The following is a 24,691-nucleotide window of genomic DNA, read 5'->3' as shown; positions in this document are numbered from 1 at the left end:
GCACTTTACCTTTTATGCCTTAATGACCTTCTGCGGATCACACACCACCAAGGCGCTATCCCGCCGCGCCAGAGACACCAGCGCCAGCCCCGCCCCCTCAGCGCGCTGGGCGGCCAGACTGGTCGGCGCGGAGATCGTCACCAGCAGCGGGCAGCCGGCGCGGACGGTCTTTTCCACCAACTCATAGCTGCAGCGCGCGGAGAGCAGGATAAAGCCGCCCGCCGGATCGATGCCTTCCCGCAACAGCGCGCCGACCAGCTTGTCCAGCGCATTGTGGCGGCCGACATCCTCCCGCGCCAAAACAATCGCGCCATCGGGAGCGCAGAAGGCGGCGGCATGGACAGCGCCCGTCGCCCGGCCCAGCGGCTGATGGTCGGAGAGGGCATGCAACGCATGGGCGATGGCCTCTCTTGTGACCGCAAGGCTGGTGGCCAGACGCGGCAGGGGCGCCAAAACCGCCTCGATCGAGTCCATGCCGCAAAGGCCGCAACTGCTCTCGCCAAGGCGGGTGCGGGCGCGTTCCAAACCGATGGAAGCGCGCTCGGGCGCGAGCCAGAGGCGTAGCACCCAACCTCCGTTTTCCAACGCAACCGCATCGACGGCTGCCATCTGGTCCGCCCGCTCGATCAGGCCCTCGGCCAGTGCGAAGCCGAGGGCGTAATCCTCAAGATCCGCCGGCGTGCCCATCATGACCGCATAGCCGAAACCGCCGACCTCGATGGCGATGGGCGCCTCGATGGGCACGGTGCGGGGCAGGTCGGCGTCGCCGGCTTGCGCCAACCCCAGGCGGCGGACGGGCAGGCTTATGGAGCGGGGGTCGGTTGGCATGTCGCTTTCCATAGGCGAGCATGTCGCAATGCGCAAAATTTCGGCGTGATTTGGGGGTTGTCCTGACTCGCCCGGCTGACACATAATGGTCTACCATCAGAACGGAGCGGCAAGTCATGGATGAACAACGGCCCGAGGGCATTGAACGCTATGACGATCCCGCCGGTGGCTGGGGCGCTCTGCGCGCGGTGGCCAGCGCGCTCAAGCAGCAGCAGGCGGTGGAGCGCGGCACGCAGGCGCTGTGGAAGCAGAACAAGCCCGAGGGTTTCGACTGCCCCAGCTGCGCCTGGCCCGACCCCGATCACAGCTCCGCTTTCGAGTTCTGCGAGAATGGCGCCAAGGCGGTGGCGTGGGAATCGACCTCGCGCCGGGTGGGGGCCGAGTTTTTCGCGCAGCACAGCGTGGCCGATCTGTGGCAGCAGTCCGACCACTGGCTGGAGGATCAGGGCCGCATCACCGAGCCCATGCGCTACAACCTCGCCACCGGCCATTATGAGCCGGTGAGCTGGGAAGACGCCATGGCCGCCATCGGCAAGGGTCTGGCCGCGCTGGACAATCCTGATCGCGCCGAGTTCTACACCTCTGGCCGCTGTTCGAATGAGGCGGCGTTTCTCTATCAGCTGTTCGTGCGGCTCTATGGCACCAACAATTTCCCCGATTGCTCGAACATGTGCCATGAGGCCACATCGGTGGGGCTGCCGAAATCCATCGGCATCGGCAAGGGGACGGTCAGCCTCGACGATTTCGATCATGCCGATCTGATCCTGTCCTTCGGCCACAATCCGGGCACCAACCATCCGCGCATGATGGCCAATCTGCGCAGCGCCGCCCGGCGCGGGGCGCGGATCATCGTGTTCAACCCGCTGCGTGAGCGCGCGCTGGAGCGTTTCGCCTCGCCGCAATCGCCGGTGGAGATGGCCACCTTCTCGGCCACGCCGATTGCCGACACCTATCTGCAGGTGAAGGTGGGCGGCGATATGGCGGCGCTCAAGGGCATCGCCAAGGGGCTGCTGGCGCTGGATGCGGCGGCTCTGGCGGCGGGCAGGCCCAGCGTGCTGGACCGGGCGTTTATCGCCCAGCACACCAATGGTTTCGAGGCCTTCGTGGCCGATATCGAGGCCACCGGCTGGGACGTGATCGTGCGGGATAGCGGCCTTGCCCGCGCCGATCTGGAAGGCGTGGCTGCGGTCTATGCCAAGGCCAAGGCGACGATCCTGTGCTATGGCATGGGCATCACCCAGCACCGCACCGGCACGCAGAATGTGCAGCAGCTGGCCAATCTGCTGCTGATGAAGGGCAACATCGGCAAGAAGGGCGCGGGCATCTGCCCCCTGCGCGGCCACTCCAACGTGCAGGGCGACCGCACCGTGGGCATCTGGGAGCGCCCGACCGAGGCCTTCCTGAACAGGATGCAGGAGGTCTTCAACTTCGATCCGCCGCGCAAGCATGGCAATTCGGTGGTGGAAAGCATCGCCGCCATGCGCGAGGGCTTCGCCAGGGCGGTGATCTGTCTGGGCGGCAATCTGGCCATCGCCTGCTCAGACCCCGCCGCCTGCGCCGAGGGTTTTCGCAAGCAGGATCTGGCGGTGCATATCACCACCAAGCTCAACCGCACCCATCTGCTGATGGCGAAGGACAGCTTTATCCTGCCCTGCCTTGGCCGCACCGATCTGGATGTGCAGGCCACCGGCTCTCAGGCCGTGACGGTGGAGGATTCCATGTCGATGGTCCACGCCTCGCGCGGGTTCCTTAAGCCGCCCAGCGATATGGTGCGATCCGAGCCCTGGATCGTGGCGAAGATGGCCAAGGCCACGCTGGAGGCCATGGGCAAGCCGCAGGCCGGCGGCGTGGATTGGGACAGGCTGGTCGGCGATTACGATCTGATCCGCGATCTGATCGAGCAGGTCTTCCCCGCTTTCGCCAATTACAATCAGGGCATCCGCAAGCCGGGCGGTTTCCACCTCACCAATTCGGCGGCGCTTCGTCAGTGGAACACGCCCGACGGCAAGGCGCAGTTTCTTACCCATGCCAGCCTCGACGAGGATGAGGTGACCGATGATGACACCGTCCTCAAGCTGACCACCCTGCGCTCGCATGACCAGTACAACACCACGGTCTACGGTCTGGACGACCGCTATCGCGGCGTCTTCGGGCGGCGCGACATCCTGTTCGTCAGCCCGAAGGAGCTGGCGCGGCTGGGCTTCCATGAGGGCGATGTGGTCGATGTCTCCACCGCGCTGGCGCATGCCGCGCCGGGCCGCGTGGTGCGCGGGCTGACTCTGGTGGCGCAATCCCTGCCCGATGGCTGCTGCGGCGCCTATTACCCCGAAACCCAGCCACTGATCGCCTTGGAACATCACGATCCGCAGAGCATGACCCCGGCCTACAAGTCGATCCCCGTCAAGATCACGCTGGCCGAGCCCAGGGTGCCCAGCGAGGAGGATGAGTTGGTGGTGCGGCGTGATGGGGTGGCCGGGATCGTCTAACGTTTAAGCGGGATCGGCCTTGCGCTGGATTGGCTTGCCCGGCTTTGGCGCGCAGCGTTGCAACTGCTGAGGGCTGCTATGCGGTCGGGGCCTTCTAACGCCTTTTTAAGGGAGCAGCCTTTAACATTGCTCCCCGATGATGAAGGCTCTCTATCGACTTGCCGCGCCCGTCCTCGTCTGCGGCATGGTGGCGCTCTTCGGGCCGATCTCCATCATCCTGTTGCTCGGCTGCGCCATGGTTGTCATGCTGGCCCCCATACAGCTTCACTACAAAGCTCGACATCTAGGCCGCAAAGGCTGCGATGATATGATCTTCTACGCCCGGAAAAAGCGGCACGCTTTGGGCGAACCCGATTACACCGAGGGCGAACTCGCCGAGATGAAGGCCCTGCGCAAGAAAGGTGATTTCAGGCCAGTCAGCGCGCTGATCTCCGCTTCGGACAAGCGCCTGCGGGACAAGCGGCAGGCAGAACAACAGCAGGCCATGGCCGAAGCCAAAAAAGCCGCATCCGCCATGCGGCAAAGGGACGAAGACCTGCGGATGTATCGCGCCTGATCAACCCGCGCAGGCCCGAAAAGCACCGGGCTTAGCCCCTGTCGAGGTGAAGTGACCGAAACGATAAAATCGTCCCATAAGCCAGCCGACGCATAGGCCTGCGCTGCCGATGCCTCTAGGCTGGTTTGATGGACACGCTTTCCCGTTACGCACGCCCTTCGCTGTTTCTTCTGGCTCTGCTGGCATCAGCCAGCGCCTCGGCCACGCCAGCCGATCTGGCGCGGCAGAAAGCGCAGGCCTCCCGCGTCACCATCACGCGCGACGATTGGGGCATTCCCCATGTGCATGGGACAAGCGACGCCGATGCCGTCTTCGGCCTGATCTATGCGCAGGCCGAGGACGATTTCTCGCGCGTCGAGGCCAATTACCTCACAGCGCTGGGCCGCACCGCCGAGGCCGAGGGGGAGGACGCCATCTGGGGCGATCTGCGGCAGAGGCTTTTCGTCGACCCCGCCGCGCTGAAAGCGCAATATGCCGCCAGCCCGCTGTGGCTGCGCAGGCTGATGGATGGCTGGGCCGATGGTTTGAACTATTACCTCGCCACCCATCCTCAGGTGCATCCCAAGGTGTTGAATCACTTCGAACCCTGGATGGCGCTCAGCTTTACCGAGGGCAGCATCGGCGGGGATGTGGAGCGCATTTCGATCAGCCAGTTGAAGACGTTCTACAACCAGCCGACCCCGCCCTCGCCGGAGGAACTGGGCAAGGTCCCGCGCGAGCCTTCGGGGTCGAACGGCATCACCATCGCGCCGCAGATCAGCGCCAATGGCCATGCGCTGCTGCTGATCAACCCGCATACCAGCTTCTATTTCCGCTCCGAGGCGCAGATGAGCAGCGATCAGGGGCTCAATGCCTATGGCGCGAGCACCTGGGGCCAGTTCTTTATCTATCAGGGCTTTAACGCGAAGGCCGGGTGGATGCACACCTCCTCCACCGTCGACAACATCGATGAGTTTGCGGAGAAGATCGAGAAGCAGGGCAGCGGCTTTGCCTATCGCTACGGTGCGGCTTTGCGGCCCGTGGCCAGCAAGGCGATCACTCTGCGCTTCCGCAAACCCGATGGCACAATGGGCGAACGCAGCTTCACCATATGGCGCACCCATCACGGCCCCATCGTGGCGATGAAGGATGGCCGCTGGATCGCCACCGCGCTGATGTGGAAGCCGGTGCACGCGCTGGAGCAATCCTGGCTGCGCACCAAGGCGACCGATCTGGCCAGCTTTATGAAGGTGGCCGAGCTGAAGGCCAATTCCTCCAACGACACGCTTTTCGCCGACAGCAAGGGCGAGACGGCTTTCCTGATGCCGCAGTTCATGCCCCTGCGCGACAATCGCTTCGATTACCGCAAGCCGGTGGACGGCAGCGATCCGGCCACCGACTGGCACGGGCTGCACACCATCGCCAGCCTGCCCAATGTGATCAATCCCAAGGTGGGCTGGACCCACAACACCAATGACTGGCCGTGGGACGCCGCCGGGCCCGAAAGCCCCAAACCCGCCGACTATCCGCGCTATATGGATCAGGTGGGGCACAATCCGCGCGGCGCCCATGCCGATCTGGTGCTGATGGGCAAAAGCGGCTGGACGGCTGACAGGCTGCGCGATGCCGCCTTCGATTCCTACCTGCCCGCCTTTGGGGCGTTGATCCCCGGTCTGGTGAAAGCATGGGACGCCTTGCCCGAAAGCGATCCGCGCCGCGCCGGGCTGGCCGCCCCCATTGCCCTGCTGAAAGGCTGGGATTGCCGCTGGAGCGCCGAGTCCACCCCCACCAGCCTCGCCGTCTTCTGGGGCGATCAGCTGTGGCATGAGGTGGGCAGCTTCGCTCAGGCCGAGCGGATGAATGTGCCAGACTATATCGCCACCAAGGTCAGCCCCGAGGATAAGCTGAAAGCTTTAAACGCCGCCGTCGATCGCCTGACTCAGGATTTCGGCCGCTGGCAGGTGCCTTGGCGGCAGATCAACCGCTTCCAGCGGCTCGACGATGCCATCAAGCCCCATTTCGATGACAGCAAGCCATCGCTGCCCGTGCCCTTTACCTCGGCGCAATGGGGCAGTCTGGCCTCCTTCGGCGCCAAGCCCTGGCCGGGGACCAGGCGCTATTACGGCACCAGCGGCAACAGCTTCGTGGCCGTGGTGGAATTCGGCCCGCGCGTCTCGGCCAGGGCGGTGATGGCCGGCGGACAGAGCGGCGATCCGGCCTCTCCCCATTTCTCCGACCAGATCGCGCGCTATGCCTCCGGCGATCTGCGCAAGGTCTATTTCTACCCCGAAGACTTGCAGGGCCACGCCGAAAAGCCCTATCATCCGGGTAATCTATAGGATTAACCGGAGAGTACAAAAAGAGACCAGCCCCTCTGGTAACCATACGAAGGCCGTCCTATCTTCCCGTGCGGTGGGGGGACGCGCAGGCGTTTTTCCGCGCCATCTGTCCTTCGCGCTTCCGGTCCTGAGGAGCCTGCATGCCCCCCGTCTCATCCCCCATCCTGTCCATTTCGGGCTTAAGCAAACAATATAAATCCGGCCATACCGCGCTTGGCGGCGTCGATCTGGAGATCGAGCGCGGGGAAATCTTCGCCCTGCTCGGCCCCAATGGCGCAGGCAAGACCACGCTGATCTCCATCGTCTGCGGCACCGTCAACAAGAGCGGCGGCACCATCGCCATGGATGGCGAGGACATCGCGCATAACTTCCGCCTCGCCCGCCAGCGCATCGGGCTGGTGCCTCAGGAGATCGCGGTCGATATCTTCACCACCGTGTGGAACACCGTCAGCTTCAGCCGGGGCCTGTTCGGCAAGGCGCCCGATCCGGCCTATATCGAGCAGCTGCTGCGTGACCTCTCGCTGTGGGAGAAGCGCGACGCCAAGATGATCGAACTGTCGGGCGGCATGAAGCGCCGCGTGATGATCGCCAAGGCGCTGAGCCATGAGCCCGACCTGCTGTTCCTCGACGAGCCCACCGCCGGTGTGGACGTCAATCTGCGCCGCGACATGTGGGCGCTGGTGCGCAAGCTGCGCGAGAAGGGCGTGACCATTATCCTGACCACCCATTACATCGAAGAGGCCGAGGAAATGGCCGACCGTGTGGGCGTGATCGATGGCGGCAAGGTGCTGCTGGTGGAAGAGAAAGCTGCGCTGATGCGCAAGCTGGGCAAGCGCCGCCTCACCCTGACGCTGGCCGAGCCGCTGGCGCAGGTGCCGGCGGCGCTGTCCGACTGGTCGCTCAGCCTCGAAGAGGAAGGCCACAAGCTGGTCTACAGCTTCGATGCCGAGGAGGATGACACCGGTATGCCCGCCCTGCTGCGCCGCCTCGACGATCTGCATATCGCCTTCAAGGATCTGGACACCAGCCGCTCCTCGCTTGAAGACATCTTTGTCGAGCTGGTGGAGAAATCGGCATGAGCGGCATCAACATCCATGGCATCTGGGCCATCTACAGCAGCGAAATGGCGCGCACGCGCCGCACCGTGCTGCAGAGCATCGCCACGCCCGTCATCACCACGGCGCTCTATTTCATCGTGTTTGGCGGGGCCATCGGGTCGCGCATGCAGCATGTGGGCGGGGTGGGCTATGGCGCCTTTATCGTGCCGGGGCTCATCATGCTCTCGCTGCTGACGCAGAGCATTTCCAATGCCTCGGTGGGGATCTATTTCCCCAAATTCACCGGGACCATGTTCGAGATTTTGTCGGCGCCGCTCAACGCCATTGAAGCCGTAATCGCCTATGTCGGCGCGGCGGCCACCAAATCGGTGATCATCGGGCTGATCATTCTGGCCACCTCCACCTTCTTCACCGATGTGCGCATTCTGCACCCCGTGTGGATGGTGGGCTTTCTGCTGATGACCTCGATCGCCTTTTCGCTGTTCGGTTTCATCATCGGCATCTGGGCGAAAAGCTTCGAGCAGCTTTCGATCATCCCCTCGCTGATCGTCACCCCGCTGACCTTCCTGGGCGGCGCCTTCTATTCCATCGACATGCTGCCCCCCGCCTGGCGCACGGTCAGCCTGTTCAACCCGGTGGTCTATCTGGTGAGCGGCTTCCGCTGGAGCTTCTATGGCCTTGGCGATGTGGGCGTGGCGGCCAGCCTTGGCTTCACCGCCGGTTTCATGGCGCTGTGCCTGGCCATCCTGTGGTGGATCTTCCAGACCGGCTGGCGCCTGAAGCCTTGATGTGAAAATCCGGCGGAGGAGCCGGATTTCGCGGCACCGGCCCACGCCTCCGCCCGGCCACCCACAGGATAACGCCGATGGGTAACCGGGCGGGGAAGCGGACCGATACCACAGACCCTGAAACAATGCGGGCCGTTCATCGCCCCCCGACGATGAACGGCCCTGTCTTCGGGCGAGCAGTGGCTCAGCCCTCAGATTAACTCAAAACACCCCGATCAGACGGCGCCCGTCAAGCTGCAAACGCCTGCCGCGCCGGATCGCGCAGATAGGACCGAAGGGCCCCGAATACATGCTCCGTGACGCTCAGCGAGGTCTCGTCCTCCAGGTGCTCGTCGCTCATGCGGATCGAGCCCTCGCTGACCATCACACCCACCAGCCGACGGGCGAACTCATAAGGCGCCCCCAAGCGCCCGATGGCTCCCGACAGCGACATTGTCTCCCCCGCGCAGCCCGCAGCGAAGACCGTCAGAAGAATTTCCCACGCCCAGTGCCGACCGAAAGAGGAACCGGCGATGCAGGCCCGATAGGCCGCCTGCGTCAGTTCCGACCGGGCGGCGGCACCGGCGAAGAAATTTTCTTCCGCCAGAAGCTCTGCCCGCTTGGCATGATGGCGACCCTCGTTTTGGAAACGATTGTCATCCATCGCCAGACTGGTGTGATGATAGCTCAACGCAATCCCCTTCGCATCGCTAACACGCTCAAGCAGAACTTCCGTTGCGATCCGAGACCCCCATCCCGACTCGCAAGCCCTGTTTAACATCATGTCGGGGGCAAGAATAGTTGGAACTTGTATTAGTCTGAGCCTTGAGCGCCTTCTTGATTTGTATTTACAGATTTTTTAATCAATTTCTCAAAAACGAGAACAAGAACAGATCCAATATCATCTTTACTTTCTTCAAGTAAAATTTTTTAACTTCGCAAAACATGAATGATGGCGGGATCTTCTTTTTTCCAACCATCAGAAATCGGCGCAAACCACGGGCAATCGCCTGCCCTTTTTTCTTGATCACCAACTCAAGAAAATTCTTTGCATGCCCTCAAGGTTTGGGCAGACTATCCCGCATATGACGGGATGATTATCGCCGCGGTTCCTCACCGCTGGAGATATTACAAATCGGCTATCAACGCCCAGCGTCAAAAATCGTTCCCGGCCTGGCGAAATTTTTTTCAAAAAAGTTGGAACCGCGCCGGCGCGGCGGATCGAAAGCGGTTGCGGCCGCTTCTAGCGATAAGAATATTACCCGCCGGTGATATTTTCAGCCAGGAATTCCTGGGGGCCCAGCCAATATATCCGCTCCTGATTCGCGGCGCGGCCAAAGGCAGATCGACCGCACGCCCCTCACCTGCCGCGACGACGCCATCGCCCTGAAAAAACACGCCGAGAGCGCAGGCATGGTCTTTGCCTTTCAGCCCTTATAGGAAAATTTCATTTCCCATAGCTTTAATAGGATTTAAAAGCGCGCATCGTTCTCTTGAAAGCGCTGCCCGATCCATGCCTCTTTTTCCCGACCTCTTCATCATGCCCAACCTGCCCGCCCGCCTCGGCCTCGCCGCGATGATGGCCCTGTCGCTGCCGGGCGCGGCCCCGGCCCAGCCCGGCGGCAATCCCACCGTTTCCTGGACGCTCGCCCCGGCCAGCAAGGCTCCGCTGCACCCCGGCGACAAAGTGAGGCTGGTGCTGCAAGGCGTGGTACGCGAGGGTTGGCATGTCTACGCCTTCAAGCAGAAGGAGAATGGCCCCACCCCGCTGAAGGTCACGCTGGATCAGGGGCCTGTCGCTCTACCCGATGGCCCCGCTTCGGGCAGCGCGCCGATTGTGGCGCATGATCCGGCCTTCAACCTCGATACGCCCTATTACACCCACAGTTTCGCCATCACCGTGCCCGTGCGGCTGAAACCCCATGCCGCGGCGGGCCGCCAGCAGCTGCCCGTCACCGTGCGCTTCCAGACCTGCAACGGCGCCACCTGCGAGCCGCCCAAGACGCTGCACCTGACCGCAGCGGTGGATGTGGCGGCCCGTGGCTAAGGCGCGCGCCCTGAAGACCATCGCCCGGCGCCTGCCGCTGCTGGCGGGTCTGGCGGTGGTGGGCACGGTCGCCCTGCGCGATGCGGGCGAGCCCGCCAAAGCCCAGATCGCCGTGCAAAATCAGGGTTATGTGCCGTTCAGCGAGGCGCCGATCAACTATCGCACCCGCCCGCTCACCGATCCTGTGGCGCTGCTGCAAAAGCGGCTCGATGCTGGCAAGGCGCATCTGAGCTGGGATGACAAGCGCGGCTATCTCGCCTCGGTGCTCAAGCTGCTGGACATCCCGGTAGAGTCGCAGACTCTGGTCTTCTCCAAGACCAGCTTCCAGTTCACCAGGATCTCGCCCGACCATCCCCGCGCGCTTTACTACAATGACGATGTTTATGTCGGCTCGGTGCATGACGGCAAGACGGTGGAGATCGTCTCCTTCGATCCGATGCAGGGCGCGATCTTCTATCTGCTCGACGACCAGAAGGCGGACAAGCCCACCTTCCAGCGCGCCGAGCTGGATTGCACCCAATGCCATATCGCGGCGGGCACGCGCGGGGTGCCCGGCGTCCTGCTGCGTTCGGTCTATCCCGCGCAGAGCGGCGCGCTCACCCCGCGCAGCCCGCAATATATCACCGACCAGAAAAGCCCGCTGAAAGATCGCTGGGGCGGCTGGTATGTCAGCGGACCGCTTGCGGGGGCCTCGATGGCCAATACGGCGGTGGTGCCTGCTTCCGCAGGGGCCCCGCCCGGCACCACCGCAGGCGGCAAGGCGCTGCCCGCGCTGGGGCCCATCGCCAGGCCTTTCGATCCTGCCGCCTATGTCGCGCCGGGCAGCGATGCCGTGGCGCTGCTGGTGCTGGCGCATCAGACGCAGGCGCATAACCTCATCACGCTGACCAATTACCAGACGCGCCTCGCCCTGCATGCACTGGGCAAGGATGAGGGTACCCCGGCCTATGCGCAGGCCACGCTGGCCAGCCTGCCCGAGGATGCGCGCGACAAGATCACCAAGCCCGCCGAGCAGCTGCTGCGCTATCTGCTCTTTTCCGGCGAGGCCTCGCTGGGTGGGGGCGATGCGCGCAAGGTGATCGCGGCCTCGCTCTTCGCGCGCAGCTTTGCGGCGCAAGGTTTGCGCGATTCCCAGAAACGCTCGCTGCGGGACTTCGATCTTTCCACCCGCACCTTCCGCTATCCCTGCAGCTATCTGATCTATTCCAGCGCCTTCGACGCCATTCCGGAACCAGCGAAAGGTTACGTCTACCATCGCCTTCTGGACGTGCTGAGCGGGCAGGACCAGTCCCCCGATTTCGCGCATCTCTCGCCCGAGACGCGACAGGCGATCCTGCAGATCCTGCTGGAGACCAAACAAGGCCTCCCCACCGAATGGCATGCCTATGCCACCGCGCATCACCTGCGCACCGGAACCTTCCCCAGGCAGCGGTCCACCGCATCCTGACCCCTAAACCGCCAGCCTGACCGGAGTGATGACCCATGACAACAACATTGAAGGCCTCCCTTGCCACCGCCCTGCTGCTGAGCAGCGCCGCCCCCACCCTCGCCAGTGACAGCCCGGTGGCCGGACGCTGGGATGCGGTGCTGACGCGCAATGGCACGCAGATCCCCTTCCGCCTCGACATCAAGGGCGACGGCCCCTCGCTGCAAGGCGTGTTCTACGACGGCTTCCAGCCCTATGACGGCACCACCAGCGCCAGCTTCCAGAACGGCAATCTGGTGCTGAATGTCGATCACTACCTCACCACCATCAACGCCCGGCTGGACAACGGCCAACTCGACGGCAAGGTGGTGGCGCAGAACCGCGAATCCTCCGCCGATTACAGCTTCCATGCCGTGCGCCATGTCGAGGCGCCGGCAGGCGTTTCCGGCCCGGCGATTGCGGGAACATGGATCATTCCGCTGTCCTCGCCATCGTCCAAGGGCGAGAAGGCCTTCCGTTTCGTGGTGCAGCAGAAGGGTGGCGAAGTGGCCGGCTCGATCCTGCGCATCGATGGCGACACCGGCAGCTACACCGGCGCCTTCAAGGATGGCAAATGGGTGCTGAGCCACTTCGACGGCGGCCGCCCCGGCGTGATCGTGGTCACCCCCAAGGGCGACGGCACGCTGGAGATCCAGCAGGAAGCCAGCCGCCCCGCCAAAGCCGCCACCAGCGATTACGGCGCAGAGGCCGGCGCCCCCGATGGCCGCTACGCCCCCGCGCTGACCGCCTATCGCGAGGATGTCGCCAAGGCGCGCGGCTTCGCCCAGCCCGACGATTTCCTGACCCACACCACCGCCGCCGATCCCAACGCCATCTTCACGTTCAACTTCCCAGACAACAGCGGAAAATTGATCTCGCAGGACGATCCGCGCTTCAAGGGCAAGGTGGTTCTGGCGGTCGTCACCGGCACCTGGTGCCCCAATTGCCATGACGAGGCGCAATATCTGGTCGAGCTGGACAAGAAGTATCGCGACAAGGGCCTGGCCATCGTCGCCCTCAACTTCGAGGAGCCCGAACAGCAGGACACGTTCAAGCGCCAGAAGGCCTTTGTGAAGCAATATCACGTGAAGTACACCTATCTGGAGGCCGGTTCGCCCGCCCAGATGTGGGAGAAGGTGCCCCAGCTCAACCACCTCGACACCTGGCCCGCCACCGTGTTCATCGGTCGCGACGGCAAGGTGAAGGCGGTGCATTCGGGCTTCGCCTCGCCCGCCAGCGGCGCCTTCCACGAGCAGCTGAAGGCCGATTTCACCCGCCGCATCGAGCAATTGCTGGTCGAAAAGCCGGTGGTGGCTTCGGCTGAAACGCCCTCTGGCAAGGCTCTGGCGCTGAACCGCTGAGAGCCGGGACGGGGCAGGCTATCCACCCCTGCCCCGTCCTCCCCGCACATCTGACGGAGTTGTTTGGTGCGAGCATTTCTGGCGTCCGTGGCTTTGGCCGGCGCGATCCTGACCTTCGCCAATGCCGGTTCTTCCTTGCACGGTGCGGAGGCAGCACACGGCAAGGGCGAGGTTCTGTTCGAAAACCGCTGCGCCCGCTGCCACGGCCTGGGCGGCGATGGCGGCGACGGGCTGGCGCCTGCGCTGATCGGCGTGGTGGGCCGCACCATCGCCAGCCGCAGCGATTACGTCTATTCCGATGCGCTCAAGGCCAAGAGCGGCATCTGGTCCGACCTGACGCTCAACACCTATATCGCCGATCCGCAGGCCTTTGCGCCGGGCGCCGAGATGGAGGTGAACTCCCCCGATCCGGCTGAGCGCGAAGCCATTATCGGCTATCTGAAAACCTTGCATTAAGGCCGGGTATAAAGCGGGGAGGCTGTCGGAAAGTGGTTGACCGGCCCCCACCTCCTGTGCCAATCGGCCTGCCACGCTTGGCGTAACGGTCCTACTCGGACCTTTGGCGGGCGGGTGTAGCTCAATGGTAGAGCAGCAGCTTCCCAAGCTGAATACGAGGGTTCGATTCCCTTCACCCGCTCCAGCGACAAATCAATCACTTAGATGAAGCCGTGGAAAGTCGAGCGCGGTAAAAGCGCGGTAAGGTGGATGTTCTCACACCAGCTTACCTCATTTCACCGCCCGCAGTCTGGCAGCATTGCCGGCTACGAATGCGCCCGGCACGCGCTTCTCGATCTCGTCAATGATGCGCTCGGTCGCCGCCAATGCGCGACCGAGATTAGCCGGATCTCGAATCGCATAGATGTCCGAGATGGTGGACTTCTGGTGCCCAAGCATGATCTCGCCCTGCACCCAATATTCCTCGCCAATATCCAAACGGGCAATCGTCGAGACGCTCCGGCGAACCAGCTTCATGCCAGCCTCGGAATTGCTCGGCAGCCCCAAATGCTGCCGCATGGCGTCCCACGTCTGATGGACAGTCACGACTGGGATATAGTTGTCGCGGCTCATTGCCTCATCAAGCCAAGGAGCGAACTGCCGAGCGATGGGAACTGTGGGGCGTCGCTTCTTGGTTTGGATACCAGCTTTCGGGAAAACCGGCGAGCAGCACGATGGTCCGCTCCGTGTCGGCCCCACCTTCAACATAATGAAAACGTAGCCCGTTCACAGTGGCAAAGCCGTGCCGAAAGCCGTCTGGCGCAGGCCGCATGGTGCGATAATGCATGACGAATTTCCTTAATTGATAAGAACGGCACCGGTCAGCAGCAGGGTTGCCGCGACCATACGGCGGGGTGTCAAAGGAGTGAGGGCAAGGCCAAAAAGGCCAAAGTGATCGAGGAGTAGGGAAAAGGTCACCTGACCAGCCACAACCAGCGCAATCGTCGTGCCGGTGCCAAGCATGGGCACAACCGACGCCATACCAGCCAGAGCGACGACCCCGCACAATCCGCCCGTCCATGCCCACCAGAGCAGCTGGCCGATGCCGGTAACGCGAGGCAGATCACGGATGAAAAGGCCAAAGACAAGCAGCGTCAGCGTGGTCACCGCGCCGGATATGGATGCGGCCCAGATCGGCGAGCCCAGAAAACGGCCAAGTCTGGCATTGATGGCCGCTTGCAGGGGGAGCATCACCCCGAACAGAAGGGCGGTCAAGACGGCGTCTGGCATGTTCAGCCCAGTATCTGCAGTGCCTGGGACACAAAGGTGTCCCGATTGGTTGTGAGGGCCGCGCTCTTGCCGACAACCCGCATGCCTTGCAAAAGAGCAAGAAGGATGTCGGCAACAACATCGGCATCCCCGCGCGTTGCCACCGAGCCGTCATTTTGCCCTTCCAGCACCAGACGCTTCAGGGTCACACGGCGGCTGGAAAGCTGATTGCGCAGGATGTCGCGCGCGCGGCCAAGCTGATCGAAATCCGCGATACCGGCCACCACCATGCAGCCCAGCTTGCCATCCTTGCCCTCGCTCAGATCGACATAAAGGTTCAGAAGGAGGGTAAGCTTGGAACGGGCATCGGGCGCTGTGGCAAAGAGTGTGGCGATATGGCTTTCGCGCAGAGCGATATAGCGTTCGAGCGCCGCAGAAAAGTTGCCCAGAGCCTTGTTCAAAGACCGAAGAAGAAACGCCCGCCGCTCGCTGTTGAGGCGGCGCATACGGCAGACATGGCGTTCATAGGTGCCATCGAGCAACAGCGAGGCCAGGGCGCCCTGATCGATCGCCGACGCATGGCGGTCGGTCAGTTCCTTGGCCTTGGCGGCCGCGCGATGCAGCGTGGGCACCACCACCATATAGCCTAGCCGCAAGGTTGGTGAGAGTGTCTTCGAGACCGTGCCGACATAGATCACCCGCCCCCCGTCGCCCTAGGCGTTTCTGAGTTAATCCGGATTGACCGCGAACCGTTCAGCTATCCTAAGATAAGCTAAAACCGCTACATATACCTATCGCCAAGCCGCCAAATCGTCCGCGCTGTATAATGCCATTGGCCTTGTTCAAATGATGCCAGGTCATAGGACCGGCAATGCTAATAATCTTCGGGCCGCTTATTGGCATGGAAGACCGACGGCTGAACGACTACAACGGGCTGGAAGCTAGTGCCAATCCATTCGAATGTCCGCTATCCTGTTTCCGCAGCTGTGAAGCCGCCTGTCAGGAAGGTCCAACACCACGGACAATCGTGGACCAGCCTCGACTGGCTTTCCCCAAGGGAGGAAGGAAACCCCGAGGGTTCGAAACATGCCATTCGGAGACAGCTACATAGGTGTTCATCAAGCAATGTCCTTGACTCGGCCGCTAGGGTACGTTCCGATTCCGACTGAATGACACAGCGCGATAGCACTGGACGACCAAGACGCAGAAATTCCATGATTCATGCCGCGATTTTTCTATAAATTTGAAACGCCATTTTCTACCATGTCAAAACACTCGGATCTCATCTGGTCGTAAAGTTGAGAATTACATCCACGATTTATTCTTATGTTAAGAATATGTGGAATTGGTACAGCTTTCAGGAGCACGGTTTTTGGCTCCCATCGGGAGCATAAACATTCCATTTTTCAGGGTGAAGAACAACCACTGACACCTCCTGCATGACGCATCCAGCCTCTAAGCTGTTGGCAGTTTTTTTGCGCAGACCATGCGGCACGATTTCAACGCCTTCACACTCGGCGAAGTGGTAATTGCGAAAAAGCTGTTTTGAAAGCACGCAAAGTCTTGATTTAAATCGCAAGCCTTAACATTCTGGGGGTCGACACCCAATCACGCCTACCTGTTGGTCAGCAGTCCGATGCGGCCATGTTCGCCGACCACGAAAGGCAATGACACAGCGGTCCAGCCCCTATCTTCGGCACTGCCTTCGGGTCCAGGCCGTAGCGGCGCCCAGATCAGCCCGTCATCGACACTCACATCCGTGCCATTCGGCCCCACTGCGATAAAGCGGTTATGGTCGCCATCGAAATCCACCGCAGAGCGATAGCCACCCGGCGTCGCGCTGGCAGGCTTCCACGTTGCACCGCCATCGGCACTGAAAGCTGCGGCACCCATGCCTTGCCTTGGATCGCCGCCCACTGCGACCAGCGCCGTGGCGGGCATGGTGCCGATACCGGTGACAGTACCGGTTGCCGGGACCATGATGTTGCGCCCTGCCACCGAAGCCACCACATCGCCCGATGCCATCGGCGCGGGTTTGCCGCTCCAGCCGATTTCGCAAGCCTTGCCCTTGCAAAGTGGACCATAGCTGTAAATCTGCGCCCCCCCGTCCCCGTCCCCGCCCCCGCTGCCAAAGACCACAAACGACAGCACATTGGTCATGGCCGAGGCGCCACCCGGCACCAGATGTGCGTCTGCCGGGAAAGCCAGACCAGAATCCGTTTCCCGCGCCCATGTGTCTCCCGCATTATGCGAAAGATAGACCACAAAACGCCCAGCCACGGGCTGGCCCAGCAGATAGATGTCATAGGCCGTGGCGCGGCGTAGCGCCTCGAACGAGCCGGCGGCATCGGGATTGGCCAGCACCACCTTCCATGTGCGGCAACCGTCAGCAGTCTTGAACAGCCGGGAGGCTTGCCCGCTGCCCCCCGCCATGACCACCGCCGTATCTTTGTCAAACCCCTGCACACCGCGAAAATCAAGATCCTCGGCGCCTGTTGGCGCCGCGCAGCGCTGCCAACTGGTTCCGCCGTCTTGGGTGCGCAGCACGGTGCCGTGCCCGCCCGAGGCCCAGGCAATCTGAGCATCGATGGCCGAGACGGCCTTCAGATCCTCTTGCGTGCCCGAGGCCAGCCGGTGCCATTGCGCCTGCGCGGGCGCTGCCAGGAACAGGCCGAGAGCCATGGCCATGGAGGCAAGGTGCCGCATCATTTCACCCTCGCCGCAGCTTTTTGCGCAGCCAATTGCGCGGGCGATCGGAACTGGATGCGGTCAACGGTATCAGCCTGATCGCAAGGTATCCAGGCTTCGTTATGATAATCGTCGAAGCTCATGTGGCGCGGGCTGCAGCCATGAGTGGGCAAGGGGAAATAGGCCATCTGCCGCGTCTTCGCGTCGAATCTGAACATACCTTCGCCCGCCTGTACGCTCCAATAGGCATTGTGGTTTTGATCCACTGCCGTCTTGTAGGGATGTGCCCAGAAGGGCATCTCATGATAGATCACCTTGTGGGTGTTGATGTCGATCTCCGCCACGCTGGAGGCCGCCCAGTTGGGCACCCAGACCTTGGTGCCGTTCTTGTCGGCGGCAAGGCGGCGCGGCATTTCCGACCAGGGCGTGGGATCGCCCGAGGTGCCGCCCCAGGTGAGACTGCCCACGGACTCGAAAAACCTGAGATCCGCCGCCGACATCAGCGCCTTGCGCTTGTCATAGGTGGCGTCATGCATCGGAAACTGGGTGACCTTACCGGTCTTCATATCCTTTGTGGCCACCACATCGGAATAGCTGGCCGACCACCATGGATTGTTCTTCGAATCCGCCGCCTGACCATAGGTGGTGCCATTGCCGACCACATCCTGCAGGTAATGCGACCAGCCCGGATACATCACATCCTTTTCGCCCAGCTTCGCCGGATCAAAACCGACAATGCCGAACTTGCCGTTGATCCAGGCCCGCCCGATGTTGTCGCCATCGATGGAATTCTGTGTGCCGCCAAAAACCGTGGGGATCGGGAAGCCGGTGAACAGCTTGTCGGGGCGCAGCGTATCGAGTTGCACCAGCGCGCCCGCGCCATGCATCCAGATTGTGCCCTTGGGTCCCATCGCCTTATCGCTGATCTGCTCGAAATACATCGGCTGACCGCGCGGATTGTGCAGTGTGTACACCGTCATCTCGCCGCTGCGCGGGTCCAGCCGGATCAGGCTGCGATTGGTTTCTACCGTGGTGCGCGACTGGGTGATCCAGGCCATGCCATCGGCGGAGGCCACCACATCATGCACGCCCACCGTGCCATGCATGCCGCTGGCCTCGCCCTTCATCCAGTCGTCACCGTGATACCAGGCGTCCTCGTTGGGGCGGTCCTGGATCGGCAGATCATATTGGGTGATGACGGCCCGCGCCGCTTCGCCCGTCGGACGCGGCAGGGGCTTGAGCGTGAAAGGTGAGGGATTGGGGCCGCGCATCTCGGCCAGATAGGCTGCCAGGTCCTTCTCGAAGCGCCGCATCACGAAACCTTCCCAGTTGAGCTGGGAGGGCGGAATGTCGTCACCACCACGATAGCCGTTGTAATCGGCGGATTCCATGGCTTTGACCAGCCGCAGCCAGCCCGCCTCGTTGAAGCGGTTGTTGAGAATGATGTCGAAGCCATGGCAGCCCGAGCAGGTGACGAAAAGCACCTGCTTCATCTTGCGATGCTGGAAGGTGTCTTCAGGCAGCGAGTTCATCCAGTCCGCCCCGCTGAGCATCTGATCGTATTTGGCCAGCGGCGGCAGCGTGAAATCCTCACGCACCGTCTTGTCGGGCGCAAGAGGGCTTTCCGCGCGCCCCGTGGTGAAGCCGACCGCCTGCGCCCAGACGCGATAGTGCCCCGCCAGCAGCGTGGGAAACACATAATCCCCATGCTCATCGGTGAAGACGGTGGTCTTGAACAGCTTGTCGGCGGCCTGAGCGGTGATTGCCACGCCCGCCATCGGCTTGCCGCCTGCGTCCTTGATCGTGCCCACCAGGCTGGGCGGCTCGATCGAGGGCGCGCCCACCGCCTCCCAGCCGCGCGTGCCCGCCAGCAGGGCTACTGCCGCCATCGCCGCCAACGAGATCGCGCGGCCCGGGTTCTTTATCGCTGCCTTGCTGGTTTGGCTGAATGTCTTGCGCATCTTGCTCTCCCTCAATCGCTGGCCGACTGGCCTTCACCCCGGCCTGCAAGCTGGCTGGCGGTAGGTTTCTGGTCAGGCCCGATCGTCTTGAGGAAGGCGATCAACTGGTCGATCTGCCCGTCGGAGAGATTGTACTGGAAGGCCGGCATGCGCACGTCCCCATTCTTGATGAAGGTCTTGGCATTGGCCTCGCCAAGGTTGCGGATCATCTCGGCGCTGAGCCAGGGGCCCATGGTGCGATAGGTGGGTGAGCCGACGCCGTCATGGCAATAGGCGCATTTCTGCACCCAGAGGATGCGCCCCGCCTTCACATCCTCTGGTGCCTTGGCCTGCTCAATCAGCTGGGGGATGTCATAATGCCAGACCTTGATCTTCAGCGGCCAGGTCACCCCGTCGCCATAAATCTTCTCGGGCTGAGGCATGCCATGGCCACCCTGGGCAAAGGCATGATAGGCCAGAGATCCGGCCAGCAGCGCCAGGCCGCACCGGCCCGCGATCAACATTTTGCCCCTCACGATCTCTCCTCCCGCGGCCTGTTTTGAGCCGCCTCAAACATATTTGATGATCCCTAGGAAGCCGTGGTCCATATGCAGCTGCATATGGCAGTGGTAGATCGTATCGCCCGGCTTATCGGCGATGAAATCCACCGCAACACGCTGATAAGGCAACACATTGACCGTATCCTTGATGAGGCCGCTCATCGGCTTGTCATCAATCGCCACCACCTCGAAGGAATGCCGGTGCAGGTGCATGGGATGCTGATCACCGCTCAGATTATGGAACAGCATGCGATAGCGCTTGCCCTGTTCCACCCGCAGCGGATCGACATCGGGCCATGACTTGCCGTTGATCGTCCATGTGTCGAACATCGAACCATTCTTCGTGCCGACATCGACGAATTGCAGGTTGAAGATGCCATCAGGAACCGGCGCCGCAGCGTCCGACGCGAACTGGCGGTAGTCCCATGGCACAGTGGGCACATCGCGCCACACCGCAGCCCCCTTGGCATCGGCATATTCGATCACGATGCCCAGACCCATCTCCCGAACCTCCGGCAGGGTCGAGCCCAGAATCCACACCCCCGGATTGTCCATCTCGACGATGCAATCGACACGCTCGGCAACCGCGATCGACAGCGTATCGACCACGCGCGGATTGGGCACCGGGTTGCCATCCAGCGCCATCACCTTGAACTTGTGCCCCGGCAGCGCCACCACCACATTCTCGGTCGCGCTGGCATTGAGAAGATGCAGCATGATCCGCTGCCCCTTCCGGACCCGCAGCGGCTCCCCCGCGCCCAGGCAATGGGCATTGACTGTCGCATGCCGGTAAGCCACGTCCGAACCTGTCGAGACCGGGCGATTGGCCGAGATGTTCTGCATCTGCATCACCATCGGCACGAAATGAGGCATCCAGTGATGGAAGGCGAGGTAATGCTCCTGGTCGTAATCGCCCAGGCTGGGGCCGCCATCCACGGTCAGAAAGCCGAACTGGCCCGAATAACCGCCCAGATTCAGATTGTCTCCGGCCGTGTTATGGGTGTGATACCAGCGGGTGCCTGACGGCTCCGGCGTGAGGGTGTAGCGGAAGGTCTCGCCCGGCCTGATCATGGGGGCGCCCTGCTCCATGGCGCCATCGTTGCGCACATCGGTGTGCAGGCCGTGCCAATGGGTCAGATCCTCGACATCGGTGGCATTGACCACATCGATCGTGGTGCGAACACCTTTCTTCAGCTGCAGCATCGGCCCCGGCACCTGACCGTTGAAGGCCGTGGTCTCCACGGTCACGCCCGGGGCGATCTCCAGCTTGCAGGGCTCGATGCGCAAGGTGTGATCGGCCTTGCCGCACAGCGGCGGCCCCATGGTGGGCGCCGCTTTGACGCCCCCCTGCCCGTCACCCATGCCGGCCATTCCACCATGCCCCTGCATGGCGGCCCCAAGAGGCGAACAGACAATAGGCGCCACCGCAGCGGTTGACATTCCGGCGAGAAATTTACGGCGGTCCATCGCCCCTTTGACCTCCTCAATCTTGCGTCTTTTTCCGGACGCTTCATCCCATTGAGCGCCGGGGCGGATAAATCCTTCCGGGCCGCTACGCTTTTGGGATGCCGAAGATGTTTCGCCGCCTGGCAAGTTTCAGCCTTATCGCGAAAGGGCGACCAGCCTGCCCTCGCTCACCGCCCAGTTCTTTTGATTGTCCGGGCCGATCAGGCGTTCCGCCTGCGTGTCATAGGTCTGGGGCAGTTTGATGGGGCCGCGCACAGAAACATAGCTGGCGGCATCCTTTGCATCACCCTGGCCGCTGTAGCGTGCCACATTCGGGAAAGGGTAAATCGGGCGGGTGAAGCTGGTCGGTTTGGCGGGCGGCATATAGGGCGGGTTGGGGCCGCGGCCCATGTTGCCGGGCTCATCCGCCACCTTGCCCGCAATAAGGCTGGTGGGCGCGCGATGCAGCTCGGTCCAGGCCATCAGCGGGGTGAGCAGATCGATCTGGTTAGGCCCTTCGCCCCCGGTGCAATGGCCCATGCCGGGCAACAGGAAATAACGCAGGAACGCATCGGTGCGCGCGGCGCCCAGCAGCTTTTGCACACCCTGATAATAGGCCAGCGAGACCTCTGGCTGCACAATCAGATCCTCCGCGCCGTGCCACAGGATCAGCTTGCCGCCATGCTGTTCAAAAGGCACCAGATCGGTGTTGGCCGCATTGTAGAGTGGGGCCAGCGCCATGGTCTTGTCGTAGACATTCTGGTCATAGCGGAATTCTGCCTCGAGTTGCGCATTGCTTTTCTCGCCATCGGGGGGGAGGAACAAGCGGCGCATGGCGAAGCCTTCCTTGGTCTCGCGGTCACCATATTCGCTTGCGGTCGAAAGTTTCCAGAAGGTCTCCGATCCCAGAGGCCAGCCACCAATCTCCAGCTTGCGCCCGGCCTCGTCGGCAGGGCCGCGATAGAGGCGTTCCACCACGGCGGTCTCCTCAGGCGTCAGGCATGACGATGCATCGCCGCCGCGCGTTGCGCATTGCACCCAGGCCGCCTCGAAACGGCAGGCGGTGGGCTGCTGCAACATGCCGTCGATCAAACCCGCCACCGCGCCACAATGCCGCAGCACCGCCGCATGCAGCAGCGCCAGCCGATCCTTCACCAGAATGCGCGAGCCATCGGCGCGGCGGTTCACATGGTCCTCCCATGGGTGAAAGAAAACGTTGTGAACGCTGTCGATTGCCACCGGCGCGCCTGCTGTTACCCCATCGAAATCCTCGGGGAAGCGTTGGGCCTCCATCAACGCCTGCCGGCCACCTTCCGAACAGCCCATGAAATAGGAGAATTTGGGTGCCTGACCGTAAAAGGCCCGGATCAGCGCCTTGGCCACCAGCGCGGTCTGATGGTTGCCGCGATAGGCGTAATCGATACGCTTCTGCATCTGCGAGGTCCAGGCGGCATCGCCCTGCCCGCCGCCGGGCCCGGTGGCATGATCGGAGGCCACGACAAATTCGCCATCGGTGACAGGTGCGCAACCGCTCGCCCATGCCGGTGTCTGGCGGCCCATGGCGTTTTCGAGGAAGCGCTGGGTCCAGCGCTCCATCGGCAGTTCAACGGTAAAACCGATGGCCGGCGCCACCGTGCCTTCCACACGGCAATAAGCCCCCTTCTCGGTCTGTTCGACCTTGGCGGAGGTGACCGTGGTGGGGGCATCGGTCACACCATCGAAACGCAGCGCGGCAAGGGCGTCGCAGGAGGTTACCGGCCTGACCACGGCCAGGCCGAGGCGGTCAGCGGCATGAGCAGCGGCATGCGCCTGCCCGGAAGAAGCGGCAAAGCCGGCGGCCAGCGCCAGACCGGCGACACCTGCACGGCGCGCAGCCGACAAAGAGAACCATATGCTCATATCACACTCCCCCTGTGACGCCGGATCACAGCCCCGCGCCTGTTGCTCTCTGTCGATGGACGCGCGCAGCCATGCGCTAAAGGCGTCAGGCCCTCAGCAACCCCGCCAAGGCGCGGACATCGTCCATCTTTTCCAAGGCCCAAACCGCATCGATCAGCTTCTGGCTGCGTGCTCTCGTCAGCACCGGCGCGATCAAATCCATGGCCTTGGCGGCCACATCCTGCGTGCTTAACGGGTTTTCCGGCGTGCCGGAGGGGAAGCGCGTGTGATGGGTCAGCACGCGCCCGTCCTTCAGCGTCAGTTCCACGATGGCGCCGCGCGGGGCGGCAGGGTCCATCAGACTCTGGTCGCCCACCACCTTGGTGCGCGCACGGATCGCCAGCACGGCGGGGTCTTTCATCAACGCGGCGTCATGGGCATCGACAAAGGACACCCCGCCCTTGAGCAGCGCCACCGAGACCAGATGCGGGCAATTCACATCGGGCATGGCGCTGTCGCCCACGATGCCGATGGCATCGGTGGGCAGGCGCACCAGCACCGAGGCGACCATGTCGGGCGTCAGCTGGTTCTCCTTGCGCAGGGTCAGCAGGGCATCGAGAGCCGACTGGTTGGGATAGCCCACCGTATAGGTCTTGATCGCAGATTTGGTGATGAAGAAGCTCTGCCCCAGACCTGTGACGAACTGCTGCGGATCGGGCTTGGTGGAGAGCGCCTTGAGCAGATTATGCGTGCCATCCAGCACATCATGCACGCCGGTCAGCCCCGCCTCGGCCATGGTTACGGCCATCACGCCGTTGCGCGCGCCCATGCCGGCGAAATCGAAGCCCTTCTCGATATGGTCCTCGTCCTCCACCCAGCTCCACAGGCCCGAGACCTGCTGCGCGCCGTAAGACAGCGCATAGCGCATGCCTGTTTCATCCATCGCCGTGAGAGCCGCCGCCCCAAGCGCGCAATAGGTCGCCGCCGTGCCCTCGGCACTGCGATGGCTGCCGCGCACCAGATCGGGGCCCAGTGTCATCAGCAGGCGGCAGCCCAGATCGTAACCCAGCACCATGGCGCGGATCAGCGCCAAGCCGCTCGCCCCGTTTTTCTCTCCCATGGCCAACGCCGCCGGCAGGGTCGAGCAGCCCGGATGAGCCTTGGTCACGGGCTCGAAATCATCGGTCTCATCCGCATGGGCGCACATGGCGTTGGCCAGCGCGGCATTGACCGTGCTCGTGCGCAAGTTGCTGGCCACCACGGAAGCCTGGGGCGCGCCGCCCAGCCCCCGCACATAGCCCACCGCCGCGAGCCCCGGCTTCATACGTGCGCCAGAGATCATCGCAGCAAAGGTATCCAGGATACGGTGCTTGGCAGCCTCCAGCACCTCGGGCGGCAGCTTAATGTCGCGCATGGCAACCATATGGCGTGCGACCTGGCCGGTCAGGTCGGCGCCAGTGGCGGCCTGCAATGCCAATGGCGCCATGCCTACCAGCCCGAGCGCGGTGACGCCCCCCGCCATGGCGTGGCGACGGTTGATCGTGAAGCTCATTGCCCCTCCCCCAGATAAGGCGCGCGTTTGGGCAGGG

Annotated in this window: 22 protein-coding genes and 1 tRNA gene; 11 read left to right on the top strand and 12 right to left on the bottom strand. The window is 62.8% G+C overall.

The window, feature by feature from the left end; genetic code table 11:
- Nucleotides 1-12: 12 nt before the first annotated feature.
- Nucleotides 13-828, bottom strand: a complete 816-nt coding sequence (fdhD, locus tag SR3_RS26570) for a formate dehydrogenase accessory sulfurtransferase FdhD (RefSeq protein WP_068093125.1) — start codon at nt 826-828, stop codon at nt 13-15.
- A gap of 116 nt (nt 829-944) precedes the next feature.
- Between fdhD and SR3_RS26565 the strand changes: the two genes are divergently transcribed.
- The 5 genes from SR3_RS26565 to SR3_RS26545 all read left to right on the top strand — a co-directional run bounded on the left by SR3_RS26565 (nt 945) and on the right by SR3_RS26545 (nt 8,034).
- Nucleotides 945-3,314 (top strand): FdhF/YdeP family oxidoreductase, encoded by a 2,370-nt coding sequence (locus SR3_RS26565; RefSeq protein ID WP_068093123.1) that lies wholly within the window; start codon nt 945-947, stop codon nt 3,312-3,314.
- A 136-nt stretch (nt 3,315-3,450) separates the two neighbouring features.
- Nucleotides 3,451-3,870: a hypothetical protein gene (locus SR3_RS26560; protein ID WP_068093121.1), complete on the top strand. Its 420-nt coding sequence runs from the start codon at nt 3,451-3,453 to the stop codon at nt 3,868-3,870.
- A 128-nt stretch (nt 3,871-3,998) separates the two neighbouring features.
- A complete protein-coding gene (locus SR3_RS26555; RefSeq protein WP_068093118.1) occupies nt 3,999-6,188 on the top strand; it encodes a penicillin acylase family protein in 2,190 nt (729 codons plus the stop codon).
- A 140-nt stretch (nt 6,189-6,328) separates the two neighbouring features.
- Nucleotides 6,329-7,267: an ABC transporter ATP-binding protein gene (locus SR3_RS26550; protein WP_068093114.1), complete on the top strand. Its 939-nt coding sequence runs from the start codon at nt 6,329-6,331 to the stop codon at nt 7,265-7,267.
- Nucleotides 7,264-8,034 carry an ABC transporter permease gene (locus SR3_RS26545; protein WP_068093110.1) on the top strand — a complete coding sequence of 257 codons (771 nt, stop codon included), beginning with the start codon at nt 7,264-7,266 and terminating at the stop codon, nt 8,032-8,034. The genes SR3_RS26550 and SR3_RS26545 overlap by 4 nt, the downstream gene beginning before the upstream one ends.
- A 229-nt stretch (nt 8,035-8,263) precedes the next feature.
- On the opposite strand, the gene SR3_RS26540 is transcribed toward SR3_RS26545, so the two are convergent.
- Entirely contained in the window at nt 8,264-8,704 is a 441-nt protein-coding gene (locus tag SR3_RS26540) for a hypothetical protein (RefSeq protein ID WP_068093109.1), read from the bottom strand.
- A gap of 357 nt (nt 8,705-9,061) precedes the next feature.
- Between SR3_RS26540 and SR3_RS31680 the strand changes: the two genes are divergently transcribed.
- From SR3_RS31680 to SR3_RS26515, 6 genes are all read left to right on the top strand, one after another.
- A complete protein-coding gene (locus tag SR3_RS31680) occupies nt 9,062-9,403 on the top strand; it encodes a hypothetical protein (protein ID WP_157099133.1) in 342 nt (113 codons plus the stop codon).
- Nucleotides 9,404-9,526: 123 nt separating this feature from the next.
- Nucleotides 9,527-10,060 carry a protein-disulfide reductase DsbD domain-containing protein gene (locus tag SR3_RS26535; RefSeq protein ID WP_068093106.1) on the top strand — a complete coding sequence of 178 codons (534 nt, stop codon included), beginning with the start codon at nt 9,527-9,529 and terminating at the stop codon, nt 10,058-10,060.
- Complete coding sequence (locus SR3_RS26530) at nt 10,053-11,507, top strand: hypothetical protein (RefSeq protein WP_157099132.1); 1,455 nt, start codon at nt 10,053-10,055, stop codon at nt 11,505-11,507. The genes SR3_RS26535 and SR3_RS26530 overlap by 8 nt, the downstream gene beginning before the upstream one ends.
- 35 nt (nt 11,508-11,542) lie before the next feature.
- Nucleotides 11,543-12,886 carry a peroxiredoxin family protein gene (locus tag SR3_RS26525; protein WP_084455950.1) on the top strand — a complete coding sequence of 448 codons (1,344 nt, stop codon included), beginning with the start codon at nt 11,543-11,545 and terminating at the stop codon, nt 12,884-12,886.
- Nucleotides 12,887-12,952: 66 nt separating this feature from the next.
- Entirely contained in the window at nt 12,953-13,342 is a 390-nt protein-coding gene (locus SR3_RS26520; RefSeq protein WP_169805716.1) for a c-type cytochrome, read from the top strand.
- A 110-nt stretch (nt 13,343-13,452) separates the two neighbouring features.
- A tRNA-Gly gene (locus SR3_RS26515) sits at nt 13,453-13,526 on the top strand.
- 86 nt (nt 13,527-13,612) lie between these two features.
- On the opposite strand, the gene SR3_RS26510 is transcribed toward SR3_RS26515, so the two are convergent.
- From SR3_RS26510 to SR3_RS26470, 10 genes are all read right to left on the bottom strand, one after another.
- Complete coding sequence (locus SR3_RS26510) at nt 13,613-13,954, bottom strand: hypothetical protein (protein WP_068093097.1); 342 nt, start codon at nt 13,952-13,954, stop codon at nt 13,613-13,615.
- Between the two features lie 7 nt (nt 13,955-13,961).
- A complete protein-coding gene (locus SR3_RS30945) occupies nt 13,962-14,168 on the bottom strand; it encodes a hypothetical protein (protein WP_084455948.1) in 207 nt (68 codons plus the stop codon).
- Nucleotides 14,169-14,179: 11 nt separating this feature from the next.
- On the bottom strand, nt 14,180-14,596 hold the full coding sequence (locus tag SR3_RS26505; RefSeq protein WP_169805715.1) for a DMT family transporter: 417 nt from the start codon (nt 14,594-14,596) through the stop codon (nt 14,180-14,182).
- A gap of 17 nt (nt 14,597-14,613) precedes the next feature.
- Complete coding sequence (locus tag SR3_RS26500) at nt 14,614-15,288, bottom strand: TetR family transcriptional regulator C-terminal domain-containing protein (RefSeq protein WP_157099131.1); 675 nt, start codon at nt 15,286-15,288, stop codon at nt 14,614-14,616.
- Nucleotides 15,289-16,204: 916 nt separating this feature from the next.
- Nucleotides 16,205-17,299: a YCF48-related protein gene (locus SR3_RS26495; protein ID WP_068093090.1), complete on the bottom strand. Its 1,095-nt coding sequence runs from the start codon at nt 17,297-17,299 to the stop codon at nt 16,205-16,207.
- Nucleotides 17,296-19,239 (bottom strand): carboxypeptidase regulatory-like domain-containing protein, encoded by a 1,944-nt coding sequence (locus SR3_RS26490; protein ID WP_068093087.1) that lies wholly within the window; start codon nt 19,237-19,239, stop codon nt 17,296-17,298. The genes SR3_RS26495 and SR3_RS26490 overlap by 4 nt, the downstream gene beginning before the upstream one ends.
- 11 nt (nt 19,240-19,250) lie before the next feature.
- Nucleotides 19,251-19,754, bottom strand: coding sequence for a c-type cytochrome (locus tag SR3_RS26485; protein ID WP_157099130.1), 504 nt, complete (start codon nt 19,752-19,754; stop codon nt 19,251-19,253).
- Nucleotides 19,755-19,787: 33 nt separating this feature from the next.
- Nucleotides 19,788-21,149, bottom strand: coding sequence for a multicopper oxidase family protein (locus tag SR3_RS26480; protein WP_218018891.1), 1,362 nt, complete (start codon nt 21,147-21,149; stop codon nt 19,788-19,790).
- A 231-nt stretch (nt 21,150-21,380) separates the two neighbouring features.
- On the bottom strand, nt 21,381-23,123 hold the full coding sequence (locus tag SR3_RS26475) for a tannase/feruloyl esterase family alpha/beta hydrolase (RefSeq protein ID WP_068093081.1): 1,743 nt from the start codon (nt 23,121-23,123) through the stop codon (nt 21,381-21,383).
- A gap of 85 nt (nt 23,124-23,208) precedes the next feature.
- Nucleotides 23,209-24,654 (bottom strand): MmgE/PrpD family protein, encoded by a 1,446-nt coding sequence (locus SR3_RS26470; RefSeq protein WP_068093078.1) that lies wholly within the window; start codon nt 24,652-24,654, stop codon nt 23,209-23,211.
- Nucleotides 24,655-24,691: the final 37 nt, after the last annotated feature.

Origin of the sequence: Novosphingobium rosa NBRC 15208, from assembly GCF_001598555.1 — a bacterium.
In the GTDB taxonomy this organism is placed as follows: Bacteria; Pseudomonadota; Alphaproteobacteria; order Sphingomonadales; family Sphingomonadaceae; genus Novosphingobium; species Novosphingobium rosa.
This window is presented reverse-complemented; position numbering and strand designations above follow the sequence as displayed.